General features: G+C 71.7%; 10 protein-coding genes. 4 read left to right on the forward strand and 6 right to left on the reverse strand.

Annotated features, from left to right (window positions below):
* Window positions 1-14 precede the first annotated feature (14 nt).
* The 3 genes from ABZ899_RS23215 to ABZ899_RS23225 all read right to left on the reverse strand — a co-directional run bounded on the left by ABZ899_RS23215 (window position 15) and on the right by ABZ899_RS23225 (window position 6,760).
* Window positions 15-4,286, reverse strand: coding sequence for a discoidin domain-containing protein (locus ABZ899_RS23215; RefSeq protein ID WP_361349302.1), 4,272 nt, complete (start codon window positions 4,284-4,286; stop codon window positions 15-17).
* A gap of 405 nt (window positions 4,287-4,691) precedes the next feature.
* Window positions 4,692-5,276 carry a TetR family transcriptional regulator gene (locus ABZ899_RS23220; RefSeq protein ID WP_361349304.1) on the reverse strand — a complete coding sequence of 195 codons (585 nt, stop codon included), beginning with the start codon at window positions 5,274-5,276 and terminating at the stop codon, window positions 4,692-4,694.
* The gene (locus ABZ899_RS23225) at window positions 5,273-6,760 is read right to left on the reverse strand and encodes an MFS transporter (protein WP_361349307.1); all 1,488 of its coding nucleotides are present in this window, start codon (window positions 6,758-6,760) and stop codon (window positions 5,273-5,275) included. Before ABZ899_RS23225 ends, ABZ899_RS23220 begins: the two co-directional genes overlap by 4 nt.
* A gap of 259 nt (window positions 6,761-7,019) precedes the next feature.
* Here ABZ899_RS23225 and ABZ899_RS23230 point away from each other — a divergent pair, with 259 nt between their 5' ends.
* Together ABZ899_RS23230 and ABZ899_RS23235 are read left to right on the forward strand one after the other, a co-directional pair.
* Entirely contained in the window at window positions 7,020-8,027 is a 1,008-nt protein-coding gene (locus tag ABZ899_RS23230) for an NADP-dependent oxidoreductase (RefSeq protein WP_361349310.1), read from the forward strand.
* 25 nt (window positions 8,028-8,052) lie between these two features.
* The gene (locus tag ABZ899_RS23235; protein WP_361349313.1) at window positions 8,053-9,105 is read left to right on the forward strand and encodes an alcohol dehydrogenase catalytic domain-containing protein; all 1,053 of its coding nucleotides are present in this window, start codon (window positions 8,053-8,055) and stop codon (window positions 9,103-9,105) included.
* Between the two features lie 21 nt (window positions 9,106-9,126).
* Here the strand turns inward: ABZ899_RS23235 and ABZ899_RS23240 are convergent, their stop codons facing one another.
* The 3 genes from ABZ899_RS23240 to ABZ899_RS23250 form a co-directional block, all read right to left on the reverse strand.
* Entirely contained in the window at window positions 9,127-9,519 is a 393-nt protein-coding gene (locus tag ABZ899_RS23240; RefSeq protein WP_361349316.1) for a hypothetical protein, read from the reverse strand.
* Between the two features lie 153 nt (window positions 9,520-9,672).
* The gene (locus ABZ899_RS23245; protein ID WP_361349317.1) at window positions 9,673-10,506 is read right to left on the reverse strand and encodes a sterol desaturase family protein; all 834 of its coding nucleotides are present in this window, start codon (window positions 10,504-10,506) and stop codon (window positions 9,673-9,675) included.
* Complete coding sequence (locus ABZ899_RS23250) at window positions 10,503-11,231, reverse strand: GntR family transcriptional regulator (protein ID WP_361349320.1); 729 nt, start codon at window positions 11,229-11,231, stop codon at window positions 10,503-10,505. The genes ABZ899_RS23245 and ABZ899_RS23250 overlap by 4 nt, the downstream gene beginning before the upstream one ends.
* A 260-nt stretch (window positions 11,232-11,491) precedes the next feature.
* On the opposite strand from ABZ899_RS23250, the gene ABZ899_RS23255 reads away from it, so the two are divergent.
* The gene (locus ABZ899_RS23255; protein WP_361349322.1) at window positions 11,492-12,256 is read left to right on the forward strand and encodes a hypothetical protein; all 765 of its coding nucleotides are present in this window, start codon (window positions 11,492-11,494) and stop codon (window positions 12,254-12,256) included.
* A 164-nt stretch (window positions 12,257-12,420) separates the two neighbouring features.
* On the forward strand, window positions 12,421-12,705 hold the full coding sequence (locus tag ABZ899_RS23260; RefSeq protein WP_361349325.1) for a hypothetical protein: 285 nt from the start codon (window positions 12,421-12,423) through the stop codon (window positions 12,703-12,705).
* Window positions 12,706-12,743 lie beyond the last annotated feature (38 nt).

The raw sequence follows: 12,743 nt of genomic DNA on the forward strand, positions 1-12,743 counted from the left end.
ACGGTGCTGTCGGGTCACTCCACGATGACCCTGAAGGTGCTGGTCGTGTTGCGGATGTCCTGCGCGTTGCCGCTCATCCGCAGGTTGCGGAACACGGCCTCACCGACGGCCGGGCCCTGACCGGGTTCCGGCATCTCGTTGGCCCAGATGCCGAAGCCTGACTTGGCGTCGAACGCGTCGCCGCTCTTCTTGGAGTCGGTGATGGAGATGTCGGTGAAGACGGTGTCCTTCACCGGGAACTGCGGTTGCCCGTTGACGTAGTTGGTCTGGAACATCACCCCTCCGTAGGTGGAGTCGGTGATGTCCACGTCGTTGACCCGGATGCCCTGGAAGACCTTCGAGGCGGAGAACGCCCAGATGGCGGGGAAGACCTGCGAGCCCCAGAAGTGGCCGCCGGTGCGTTCCAGGGAGACGTTCTCGATCGTGGTGGGCTCGGTCCCGAAGCCGTTCATCGGGTAGCCGAAGTCCAGCGAGGAGATCGTGATGCCGGAGTAGACCAGGGTGTCGGCGACGCGGATGTTGCGGAAGGTGTTGTCGTAGCCGCCGTAGACGGCGATGCCGGCCGCCCGCCAGGTCAGGGTGGAGGTCAGGTTCTCGTAGAGGTTGTTCTTCTCGTCGGCGCCGCCGGCGTCGATGGCCGAGAAGAGGGCGAAGCTGTCGTCGCCGGTGGCGCGGGCGTCGTTGTTGACGACGTGGTTGTCCGTCGAGCCGTTCGTCATGTTGACGCCGTCGGCGAACAGGTCGCGGATACGGGAGTTCTTGATGGTCATGCTGTCGGTGTTGGCGCCCCAGTAGAGGCACACCATGTGCTCGACCCAGATGTCGTCGATGGTGATGTCGGAGACGTTGGAGAAGTCGAACACCTTGCCCGGGCCGTCGATCCGGGACGTGTAGTTGCCGAAGTAGGCGAAGCCGGCGAACGTCGAGCCCTTCGCGCCGGCCTCGGCCCGGAAGCCGACGTCGGTGTTCTCCTGGGAGGCGGGGGCGTGGAAGCGGGTGAACCACGGCCCGGCGCCGACGACCTTCACGGGCTTGCCGTAGACCTGGAACTTGCTGGACGTCTCGTAGTCGCCGGCGGGCAGGTAGACGCCGACGAGCTTGCCCGTGGTGTCCATGCGGACCTTGTCGAGGGCGTTCTGGACGTCCTGGTGGGAGAAGCCGGCCGGGACGGCGTAGGCGGCCGGGTCGGGGTTGGCCTTCGCCGTCGCCTGTTCGGTGTTGACGAAGTCGATGGCGTAGGTGGAGGAGTTGGCGGCGTCCTTCTGCAGCCGGATCCGGGAGCCGGCCGGCACGGTCCTCCCGAGCTGGACGTTCGCCTCGTCGTAGATGTGGCGCGGGGCGCCGGAGCCGGGTGAGTTGCCGGGCGCGGTCTCGTTTCCGTAGAGCCAGGCGTACTTGGAGGTGAGGTCGATGGGCTTGAGGAACTGGCCGTCGACGTAGACGTTGAGGGTGGTGTTCGTGCCGTCGGGGATGGAGAAGCGGGTCACCAGGGTGTTGGTGGCGGCGCGGGTGGTCCACTCGACGTACTGCCCGGTGCCGGTGAGGGTGACGGCCTTGCGGCCGCTGGCCTCGCCCGCGATGTCGCCGATGGTGCGGTTGGGTCCGACGACCTTGGCTCCGCCGCCGGCCGTGCCGTCCTCGGCCTCGTACATGTCGTACGGCATGTCGGCGCCGCGGCCGACGAACACCGGCTGGGTGGTGGTGTTGTTGGCGCGTTTGACGGGCAGTTCGTTGGCATCGGCGGCGACGACCGTCTTGACGGTGTACTTGCCGTTCGCGGCCGTCCAGGTGCCGAGGCTGACGGGTGCGGTGGTCTGGCCCGCCGCGATGGCGCCGTTGTACGAGCCGGTGAGCGTCTTGACCGTGGCGCCCTTGGCGTCCTGGACGGTCAGGGTGATGTCGTGGGCACCGGACGCGGAGGCCACCGAACCCTGGTTCTTCAGTGCGACGGTGAACTTGACGTCGTCGCCGGCCGAGGCGCTGGAGGGTGTCCAGGAGACGGGGGCGGCGAGCAGGTCGGAGCTGGCGACGGGCTTGACGACGAGGGCGTCGGGGCGGGTGTAGGTGTTGTTCGCCTCGTTCTGCTCGATGACCTTCTGGGACGGATCCACCTCGGCGCCGACCGGATAGCTGCCGGCGTCGCGGGTGCCGATGCTCGCGGTGACGGTCTTTGACTCGCCGGGCGCGAGGGCCGGGACGTCGGCGGTGGCCGCCTTGGTGCCGGCGAGGGTGAAGTCGAGGTCGGTGGCCTTGGACGCCCTGGTGCCGCTGTTGGTGACGGTCGCGGTGAGGCCGACGGTGTCCGACTCGACGGGGGCCGCGGGGGTGTGGGTGATGCCGGTGACCTTGAGGTCGGGGTTGGCGGCCGGGGTGCCGATGACCTGGAGTTCGGCGACCTGGGCACCCGGCGCGCCGGAGTTGGCGGTGAACCGGAGCCGGATGTCGGCCGCGGAGCCGGTGACCGGGATGGTCACGGTGTTTCCGGTCGCCGGGGCGAAGGTGTACTCCTTGGCTGCGGCCAGGGTCTCGAAGGTCGTGGCGTCCTGGTCGCGGCCGAGGACCTGGATGTTCTGGGTGCGGGTGGACCAGGCGGGGTCCGGGTTCAGCTTGACGACGATCCGGTCGAGGTCGGCGTTGGCGCCGAGCTTCGTGGTGAGGGTGGCCGGGTAGGCGCCGCCGCCGCTCTCCCAGTAGGTCGCGATCTGCCCGTCGTTGGCGTTCGCGGCGACATAGGTGAAGACCGTCGAGGACGCCTCGATGGGCTTGCCCTGGGCGAGGTCGGAGCCGGCCGTCGTACCGGGGCGGGTGACGCTGTTGCTGGCCGCCGACACGTTCCCAGCGGCGTCCTTCGCCTTCACGTGGTAGGTGACGGTGGCCCCGGCGGACGGGGTGTCGGTGTACGTCGTCACGTCGCCCGCGACGGACTTCACCAGCCCGTTGTTGGCGTACACGTCGTAGCCGGTGACCTTGACGTTGTCGCTGGACGCCTGCCAGGTCAGCTTCACGTCGCCGCCGGACTGCGTGTAGGCGAGGTTCGCGGGCGCGGTGGGCGGCTGGGTGTCGCCGCCGGCTCCCTTGCGGGTGACGCTGTTGCTGTCGGCGGAGACGTTGCCCGCGGCGTCCTTGGCGCGGACGAAGTAGGTGACGTCACTGCCGGCCGGCTGGGTGTCGGTGTAGGTCAGGGTGTTCCCGGCGACGCTCGCCCGCAACTGGCCGTTGGCGTAGACGTCGTAGCCGGTGACGGCCGTGTCGTCGCTCGCGGCATTCCAGGTGAGCCGGATCTGGCCGGTGGCGGGTTCGGTGTAGGCCAGGTTCGTCGGTGCGGAGGGCGCCCAGGTGTCGCCCGTAGCGGGCCCGTACACCTCCAGCTCGGACACCTGTCCCGCGGGCCAGCCGGTGTTGGCGGTGATCAGGACGCGGACGTACCGGGTGGTCGTCGCGTCGAAGGAGAGGGTCGCGGACTGGTTGTCGGCACTGTCGAAGGTGTACGCCTTGGAGGCGGTCAGGTCGGTGAAGTTCTGGTTGTCGGTCGAGCCCTGCAGCTTGAGGGTCTGGCTGCGGCTCGGCCAGCCGGCGGGGAGCCGCAGCGTCACCTCGTTCACCTTGACGGACGAGCCGAGGTCGACCTGGAGCCACTGCGGGAAGGCGTTGTTCCTGCTCTCCCAGTAGGTGGCGCGGTTGCCGTCGCCGGCGTTCGCGGCATCGTAGACGTCCGCGTGCCCGCTCTCGGTGAAGGGCTTGCCCTGGGCCAGGTTGGGGGTGGCCGCGGCGGTCGTGAGGACCTGCATCTCGGCGAGCTGGGCGGTACCGGTGACCGAGTTGGCGCTGAAGTCCGCCCGGACGTAGCGGGCCAGGGTGGCGGGGACGCTGATCCGCACGGTGTTGTCGTTGCCGGGGCTGAAGACGTACGGCGCCGACGGCTTGAGCGTGGCGAACGCCTTGCCGTCGGCGCTGCCCTGGAGGGCCAGCGTCTGCTTGCGGGTCTCCCAGCGTTCGGGCAGGCGCAGCACGACCTGCCGGACGCGCTTGCTGCGTCCGAGATCGGTCTGGACCCACTGGGCGGACTTCTTCGCGGCCTGCCAGTAGGTGTCGGTGTCGCCGTCGGTGACGGCGGCCGCCGCGTGGGCGCGCCGGGCGCTGCCCGCCGTGGCCGGGGCGGTCGCGGCGGCGTCAGGACCGCCGGCCGCGTGGGCGCCGACGGCGGGCAGGCCCAGCACCGCGACGGCACACGCGAGCAGGGCGAGGGCCGTGCGCCGTTGCGGGGATCTCGGCTCGTGTCGAGTCATGCGGGGTCACTTCCTGGGGAGGCTCGCACGCCGGGGGCGGCGAGGGCGGCTCGTTCCTGGGGAGTGGTGCCTGGCTGCACAAGGACCGGAACGGGGAGAACCGGCCCGGAGGGGGCAGGAATTTGCATTGATTCATCGAAATATTGCAGAGCACTGTGAGCCGGTCTACACTCGTGACGGCACAAATTTCACCAGAATCGCTCAGCGCCGGGCGCCGCAGGCACGGGGAGACGGAATCCAGGGGCGCCGATCCCTCAACAGGTGGGCTCGAGGCAGCCACTTGCTCGCATCACCGTTCACCGCGGGCGCGAAGTGGCCTGCCGTTCACTTGCGCACCGGGAGCGCAAGTGAACGCAAAGACGCGCAACTTCTTGCGTTCCGATGAGAGGTGGGCCGCAGCGGCTTTCAGGGCGTGAGCTGCGCCTGCACGGCCGGGGCGTACCGGTCGACCAGGTCGTCGACCGCTGTCGCGCGCACCTCGGTGCCGCGCGCGATGCCGTACACGACGCCCAGGCCGAGGAGCGTGGCGACGGCCAGTTCGGCGCGCAGGCCCGCGTCGGGCCCGTCGAGGCGCGCGGTGATGCGTTCGGTCACCTGGCGGCGGAAGTTGGCGCGCAGGATGTCGCCCTGCTCGCCGTGCAGCGGCGCGAACACGATCCGCAGGAGCGGGTCGGCGCCCTGCTCGGACTGGCTGACCAGCACATGCCGGACCATGTGCGCGCCGAGCCGCTCCAGCGGCGCGGCCAGCAGGGCCTCGGCGTCGGCCTCGAAGGACATGACCTGGGCGAACAGGGTGTCCTTGTTGCCGAAGTACTTGAGGATCAGCGGTGGGCTGACGCCGGCGCGGTCGGCGACGGCCTTGAGGGTGATGTCCGCGTGCGCGTGCCGGGCCAGCAGATACCGGGCCGCCCGGAGGATGGCCGCCTTGGTGGAGGCGGCGTCCCTGCGGGCCGGTGTGGGCGTGACGGGTGGAGTGCTCACGGCACTCATGCTCCCTCCCGCGCCTCGTCCCGCGCGCCCCGGGTGCCGCCCCCGGTCGCGCGCCGGACGTCCTCGGCGCCGGACGGCTCGGCGGGGATGCACCAGGCCGTGACGGCGGCCACCACGGCGACCCCGCCCGCCATCACGAACGCCAGCTCGTACCCGTGCAGGTCCGGCACCGGCACACCCGCGACGGGACGGGTGTGGTGCACGAGGACGGCGGCCACGGCGGCGCTCGAACCGGCCTGGCCGACCGTGCGCATCAGGACGTTGACGCCGCTGGCGGAGGCCGTCTGCTCGGCCGGGACGGCCCGCAGGATGAGTGTGGGCAGCGCCGAGTACGCGAGGGTGGTGCCGACGGCCACCACGGTGGCCCCGGTGATGATCATCCACAGGTCGCGGCTGTCGGCGATGCGGACGACGTACCCGGCCGCGATGACCAGGGCGCCGAGGACGAGCGTCACCCGGGGGCCGCGCGCGGCGGAGATCCGGGCGGACAGGGGTGACAGCAGCAGCATGACGACACCGCCGGGCAGCAGGCACAGGCCGGTGGCGACGATGGACAGCCCCAGTCCGTACCCGGTCGCCTCGGGGGCCTGCACCAGTTGGGCCGTCACCAGGGTGTTGGCGTAGAACGCGAACCCGGCGAGCAGCGCCGCCACATGGGACAGGCCCACGCTCGGCCGGGCCACCAGCCGCAGGTCCACCAGCGGTTCCCGGGAGCGCAGTTGCCGCGCGCACCACAGGCCCAGCACGACGACGGCACCGGCGAACAGGCCGCCGACCCGTGCGCTCCCCCAGCCCCACTGGCCGCCCTGGGAGACGCCGAGGAGCAGGCACACCAGGCCGACGGCGAGACCCAGCGCGCCCGCCACGTCGAAGCGGCCCGACTGCCGGACCGGCGACTCCCGCACCGCCCACCGGACCAGGATGACCCCGGCCGCGCCGAGGGCGCTGGTCACCCAGAACATGGTGTGCCAGTTTGCGTACTGCACGATCAGCGCGGCCAGCGGCAGGCCCAGGGCGGCGCCGATGCCCACGGTGGAGCTCATGAGCGCGACGGCCGACCCGCGGCGCTCGGGCGGCAGCTCGTCGCGCAGGATGCTGATGGAGAGCGGGACGACCGCGGCGGCGGCACCGGACAGCGTGCGCGCGGCGATCAGGACGCCGATGTGGGAGGACAGGGCACACAGGACCGAGCCCAGGGTCATCAGGGTGAGGGCCGCCATGAGGACGCGCCGCTTGCCGTACATGTCACCGGCCCGACCGAGCACGGGGGTGAGGACGGCGCCGGCCAGCAGGGTGGCCGTGACCATCCAGGAGACCGCGCCCGGCGAGGCGCCGGTCAGCGCGGGCAGGTCGGGCAGCAGGGGGACGACCACCGTCTGCATGACGGCCATGAGGATGCCGCCGTAGGCGAGCACCGGCACGGTGAGCCGGTTCTTGAGGCCGCTCTCCCGGAGCGGCTCGGGTATCGCGGCGGTCTGGCCCATCGGCACGTCACTCCAAGGGGGAGCGCCTTGTGGGGCGGCTGGTGAATGGCTATTCACCTTACCCGGTGAATGACCATTCACCAAGGCCGGGGATTTCGCCGGCCGGTTTCCGGCGGGGTCCGCCTCCCCACGCTCCCTTGCTCCGGGCGCCCCGCACCCGTACGCTCACCGGCCATACCGACTGGACGGTAGGTGCCCGGCGAGAGGGCCGCCGTCCCCGGTGGAACCGCTTCGCCGACCCTCCAGGGAGCCGCCGCACATGTCCGGAACCAATCACCAGGTACGTCTGGCCGCGCGTCCGGTGGGTGAGCCCCGGCCCACCGACTGGGAGCACACGCGGGAGCCGGTCGGGGAGCCCGGCGACGGGGAGTTCCTGGTCCAGGTGCTCTACCTGTCGATCGACCCGGCGATGCGCGGCTGGATGAACGCGGGCCGGTCCTACATCCGCCCGGTGGAGATCGGCGAGGTCATGCGCGCGGGCGCGATCGGCCGGGTGATCGCCTCCCGCCATCCCGGGTTCGCCGTGGGCGACCATGTGTCGGGCTCGTTCGGCGTGCAGGAGTACTGCGTGTCGGACGGGCGCGGGGTGACGGCGGTCGACCCTGCGGCGGCTCCGCTGCCGACGTACCTCGGCGCCCTCGGCATGTCGGGGCTGACCGCCTACTTCGGCCTGGTGGACATCGGGCGCCCCGAGCCGGGTCAGACGGTGGTCGTCTCCGGCGCGGCGGGAGCGGTCGGCAGCGTCGCCGGTCAGGTCGCCAAGGCCCTCGGCTGCCGGGTCGTCGGCATCGCGGGCGGCGAGGAGAAGTGCCGGCTCGTGGTGGACGAGTTCGGGTTCGACGCCGCGATCGACTACCGCGGCGAGGACATCCGCAAGGCGCTGCGCACCCACGCGCCCGACGGCGTCGACGTCTACTTCGACAACGTCGGCGGCGACGTCCTGGACGCCGTCCTGCCCCGGCTGGCGCGCGGCGCCCGGGTCATCGTGTGCGGGGCTGTCTCCCAGTACAACAGCACCGAGCCGAAGGGCCCGGCCAACTACCTCTCGCTGCTGGTCAATCGGGCCACCATGACGGGGATGGTGGTCTTCGACTACGCCGACCGGTACGCCGAGGGCGTCGCGCAGCTCGCGGCGTGGCGGGCCGAGGGGCGGCTCACCTCCCTGGAGGACGTCGCCACCGGGGGCGTGGCGGCCTTCCCCGACACCCTGATGCGCCTGTTCCGCGGTGAGAACCGCGGCAAGCTCGTCCTGCAGATCGCGGACTGAGCGGCCGGGCGGGAAGAGGAACGCGATGAAGGCTCTGAGCTTCCACGGCCGGCACGACATCCGTTACGGCGATGTCCCGGACCCGGCCGTCACCCACCCCACCGACGCCATCGTGGAGGTGACCACGGCCGGTATCTGCGGCAGCGACCTGCACATCTACTCCGGCCATCCGTTCAGCCCCGAGCTCGGCTACACGCCGGGACACGAGTGCGTCGGCGTGGTGGCCGAGACCGGTGCCCAGGTCACCGGCTTCCGGCCCGGCGACCGGGTGCTGGTGCCCGCCTCGGTCGGCTGCACCCGGTGCCGGACCTGCGCCGCCGGGTTCACGGCCCGGTGCGAACGCGCGACGTCGAGCACCGAGCTCTGCTACGGCGTGAGCCCGCAGCTTCCGGGCAGCCAGGCCCAGTTCCTGAGGGTGCCGTCCGCCGACATCAACCTGGTGCGCCTGCCCGAGGGCATCTCCGACGAGGCGGCCGTCGTCCTCACGGACAACGCCCCGACCGCCTGGTACGGGTGCCGCCGGGCCCGTATCCAGCCCGGTGAGACGGTCCTGGTCGTGGGTCTGGGCCCGGTCGGGCTGATGGCCGCGCAGTCCGCCTTCGCGATGGGGGCGGCGCGGGTGCTCGGCGCGGACCTGGTGCCGGAGCGCCGCGCCTTCGCCGCCTCCTTCGGCGTGGAGCCGGTGGAGGGCGACGACGCGAAGGCCGCCGTCCGGGAGCTGACCGGGGGCCGGGGACCGGACGCGGTGGTGGAGGCCGTGGGCTCGGACGCCACCATCGAACTGGCCCTCAAGGCGGTGCGGCCGGCGGGCCGGGTCAGTGTCGTGGGAGTCAGCCACAGCAAGGCGTTCCCGCTCCACATGGGGCTGGCGCAGATCAAGGAGCTGGAATTCCACATCGGGCTCTGCTCGATCCACTACGAGCTGCCGCCCCTGATCGCCCTCGCCCAGAGCGGCCGGATCACCCCCGAGGCCGTGGTCTCGCACCGCTTCCCACTCTCCGAGGGCCCGGCGGCGTACGCGCTTTTCGCCGACCGGTCGGACGGGGTGCGCAAGATCCTCCTCGACCCTACGGCCTGACCGGCTCCGGAGATCGCCGGATCAGGTCGCGCGGGAGTGGACGGTCATGCCGGGGCGGCGCCGGTGGACCGTCACGTACGACAGGCCCGGCTCTCCCGCGGCCAGGGCGCGCCGGCAGCCGCGGGGCAGCCACAGCAGGGCGCCGGTGGCCAGGTGCTGGTCGCCGCCCGGCCCGGTGACGGTTCCCTCGCCGCCGACGACGAGGAGCAGGACGTCCAGGTCGGGTTCGACGTGGGTGTCGACCCGCCGTCCGGGTGGCAGATGGACGACATTGGCGTCCATCTGCCGCCCCGGCTCGGCGAGCCTCCACAGGACCCCGGCCGAAGCGGGCGCGTCGGTGAGGGTCGTCACGTCGCAGAGCAGCCGCGCGAGCGGCTCCTCCTCGGGGCCGGTCGCTCCGCCGGGGTCGCCCACGAGCCGTTCCTTCCGATCAGGTGCTGCGGGCGATCATACGGAGGCGGCGCGGCCGCTCAGCCGCCGTCGGGGACGGACATCGGGGAGGAACCCCGGTAGCCGTAGCCCCGTTCGGCCGGACATCGGTCGGAGGGGCGTCGACGCCCGCCCGGCTCAGTGCCTCGGCCGCGGTGCCCAGCCCGGTGGGCCGAAGGCATACCCCGCGCGGTCGCGCCAGTGGGTGGCCGTTCGGATGTCGTGCCAGGTGGCCGCGTACTCGTGGAAGGCGACCCGCAGCGGGTTGTAGGTGTCGATGTTCTTCGTCAGGCCGTACACGACACGCTCGCCCTCCGGCTGGAACGTCCCGAAGAGGCGGTCCCAGACGATGAGGATGCCGCCGTAGTTGCGGTCCAGGTAGACGTTGTTGGAGCCGTGGTGGACCCGGTGGTGCGAGGGCGTGTTGAAGACAAGCTCGATGGGCCGCCAGAGGCGGTCCACGCGCTCGGTGTGCAGGAAGAACTGGTAGATGAGGCTGATCGACTGCTGGAGCAGGATCATCCACGGCGGGATGCCCAGCAGGGCGAGCGGCATCCAGAACGGCAGGCCGCTCATCGGCGTCCAGCTCTGCCGCAGTGCCGTCGACAGGTTGAACCGCACGCTGGAGTGGTGGACCACGTGGCTCGCCCACAGCAGCCGGACCCGGTGGTGTGCGCGGTGGAAGGCGTAGTAGGCCAGGTCCTCGGCGAAGAACAGCAGCACCCAGGTCCACGCCGAGCCAGGGGACAGCTGCCAGGGCGCCGCCGTGTAGAGGGCCGCGTACGCGACGATCACCACCGCCTTCCACGGCAGGGCGATGACCTGGCTGCCCGCGCCCATCGACATGCTCGTCGCGGTGTCGCGGACCTCGTAGCCGCGTTCGTCGTCGTCCGGCAGGAAGCGGTACGAGAGCGCCTCCACGGCGACCAGCAGGACGAACGCGGGGATGGCGTAGACGACGGCGGGTATCACGCCGTACCTCCTTCGGGTTCCCGGGTGGGACGGGCGGCGCGGACGCTGCGGGCCAGCAGGGCGCGGGCCGCCGCCTCGGCGCCCTTCTCGTCGCGGCAGGCGATCAGTGCGGCCAGCTTCATGTGGCCCGCGATGTCCAGCAGTTCGGTCGCGCGCAGGGCGACCGGCACCTCGCCGGCCGTGAAGCGGTCCGCGACCAGGGTGTTGAAGGCCAGCAGGTAGGCGATGTTCTCGGAGCCCTCGACGATGAGCCGCCACCACGCCACGTCCGCCGCCGCCAGGTCGGCGAGGTCGGGACCGAGGTGGGCATAGGCCGCCGCCGCGGCGACGATCTCGGACGCGGTCTGCTCCGGGCAGCGCGCGGCGCACAGCCTCGCCGCGTCCGCCCCGATGGACGCCCGCATCTCCAGGATGTCGCGGCTGAGGTCGTAGGACACGGACAGGCCGTCGGTGTGCGCGAGTTGCAGGGCGAGGTCGAGTCCGGCGGTGCGCCGCCAGTCGAGCACCCGGGTGCGTCCGCCGTGGCTGACCTCGACGAGCCCCGCCTGCTGGAGCCGCTTCACCGCCTCCCGTACCGCGTGCCGGTTGACTCCGAACTCGGCGGCCAGGTCACGCTCGGAGGTCAGCGGGGTGCCTGGAGCCAGGGCGCCGCTGAGGACACGGTCCCGGAGCAGCGTGAACAACTGGTCCGAGACCGCCTCGCGGCGGATGCGCTGCTCTGTCATGCACACAGCCTGACGGTGCCAGCAACGACTGGTCAACTGGTTGGACCACACCGCTGCCGTGGCTGGAATCAGCTCCCCGGCGTCGCCGGACGACGGAGGCGGGCGGTCGTGAGTCGTCCGTGGAAGGCGGCCACGAACCTGTGCTTTGGCAATCGATGGACGTCGCTCGACGGCCGGGCCACCACTTCACCCGTTAGATTCTGCGTACGTGCGGACCCGGTGTCCGCGACAGGGACACGTAGAGAGAGGTGTCACGCGTCATGTCCGGAAACAGCACCACGGTCACGGAGTTGACCTCGCAGTACAGCGCCCAGGTGACCGCCGACCTGGAACGCAACCGCAAGGAACAGGACCGCATCGCCGGTGAGATCGAGGCGCTGCAGGCCCAGTTGACGGCACTGCGGCACGACCGGACCGTCCTGGAGAACGTCCAGCGGGCGCTCGGGGCGGCCCAGGAGCCCGTCGGGGCGGACGACGCGTCCGTCCCGGCGGCGGAGGAAGAGGAGCCCGTCGCGGTCGTGCCCGCCCCGCGCGCCCAGGAGCCGCGCACCACCCGGCGTACGAAGGCGGCGGGTGCCGGCAAGCGGGCGAAGGAGACCCGACCGGCCAAGCGGGCCAAGGGCAAGGGCACAGGTGCCGGCACCGCGAGCCGCCGCCGCACCGGCGCCAGGAACACCTCCACCGACGACGGCAAGGGCACCGACAGGACCACCGCGAAGGCCGTCGACGCGGCCGCGGCGTCCAGCGCGTCCTCGCCGTCACTCGTCGAACTCGTGCGCGGTCATCTGGCCGAGCGCCAGGAGCCCCGCTCCGCCGCCGAGGTCGCCTCGGCGCTGGCCGAGCAGTACCCCGAGCGCGGCGTGAAGGCGACGGTGGTGCGCAGCACGCTCGAAGGGCTCGTGGCCCGGAACCAGGCGCACCGCAGCAAGCAGGGCCGGTCCGTCTTCTACACCGTCCCGGACGCGTCCGAGCCGTCCGCGCCGTCCGCCCCCGCCGAGCGGAGCCCGGAGGAGGAGTCGGACTGACCCGGTCGGACCGGCCCATGACCGCCGTGCCCCGGCCGGGCGCCACCCCCGAACGGACCAGCGTCGGGGGCCTTTCCGGTGATTTACGCCCGCCCGGGTCCGTCGCCCGGGCGGCGGCGGGTACGGCGTCTGCGGACCGGCTCACGACCTGGAGGAGAGTGGCCATGTACGCAGTGGTGCGACGGTACGAAGGAGTGACCGATCCGGTGGAGGCGGGCCGTCGGGTGAGGGAGGAGTTCGTGCCGCTCCTGCGCCAGGTCCCCGGGTTCGTGGCCTACTACTGGGTCGACGCGTCGGACGGCGTCATGCTGTCGACGGGAGTCTTCGAGGACCGTGCGGGCGCCGAGGAGTCGACCCTGCGGGCCGGTGACTTCGTACGGGAGCGCCTGGCCGAGCTGCTGCCCCAGACGCCGCTGGTGACGTCCGGCGAGGTCGTGGCCCATTCGTAGCGGGCGCCGGCGCCGTACGGTCCTCTCCCCCGCACCCT

Source organism: Streptomyces sp. NPDC046859 (genome assembly GCF_040645135.1).
Taxonomy (GTDB): Bacteria; Actinomycetota; Actinomycetes; order Streptomycetales; family Streptomycetaceae; genus Streptomyces.

Coding starts and splice junctions, on each gene's coding strand:
- ABZ899_RS23215 (WP_361349302.1), bottom strand. CDS start 4,286: ATGACTCGACACGAGCCGAGATCCCCGCAACGGCGCACGGCCCTCGCC.
- ABZ899_RS23220 (WP_361349304.1), bottom strand. CDS start 5,276: ATGAGTGCCGTGAGCACTCCACCCGTCACGCCCACACCGGCCCGCAGG.
- ABZ899_RS23225 (WP_361349307.1), bottom strand. CDS start 6,760: ATGGGCCAGACCGCCGCGATACCCGAGCCGCTCCGGGAGAGCGGCCTC.
- ABZ899_RS23230 (WP_361349310.1), top strand. CDS start 7,020: ATGTCCGGAACCAATCACCAGGTACGTCTGGCCGCGCGTCCGGTGGGT.
- ABZ899_RS23235 (WP_361349313.1), top strand. CDS start 8,053: ATGAAGGCTCTGAGCTTCCACGGCCGGCACGACATCCGTTACGGCGAT.
- ABZ899_RS23250 (WP_361349320.1), bottom strand. CDS start 11,231: ATGACAGAGCAGCGCATCCGCCGCGAGGCGGTCTCGGACCAGTTGTTC.
- ABZ899_RS23255 (WP_361349322.1), top strand. CDS start 11,492: ATGTCCGGAAACAGCACCACGGTCACGGAGTTGACCTCGCAGTACAGC.
- ABZ899_RS23260 (WP_361349325.1), top strand. CDS start 12,421: ATGTACGCAGTGGTGCGACGGTACGAAGGAGTGACCGATCCGGTGGAG.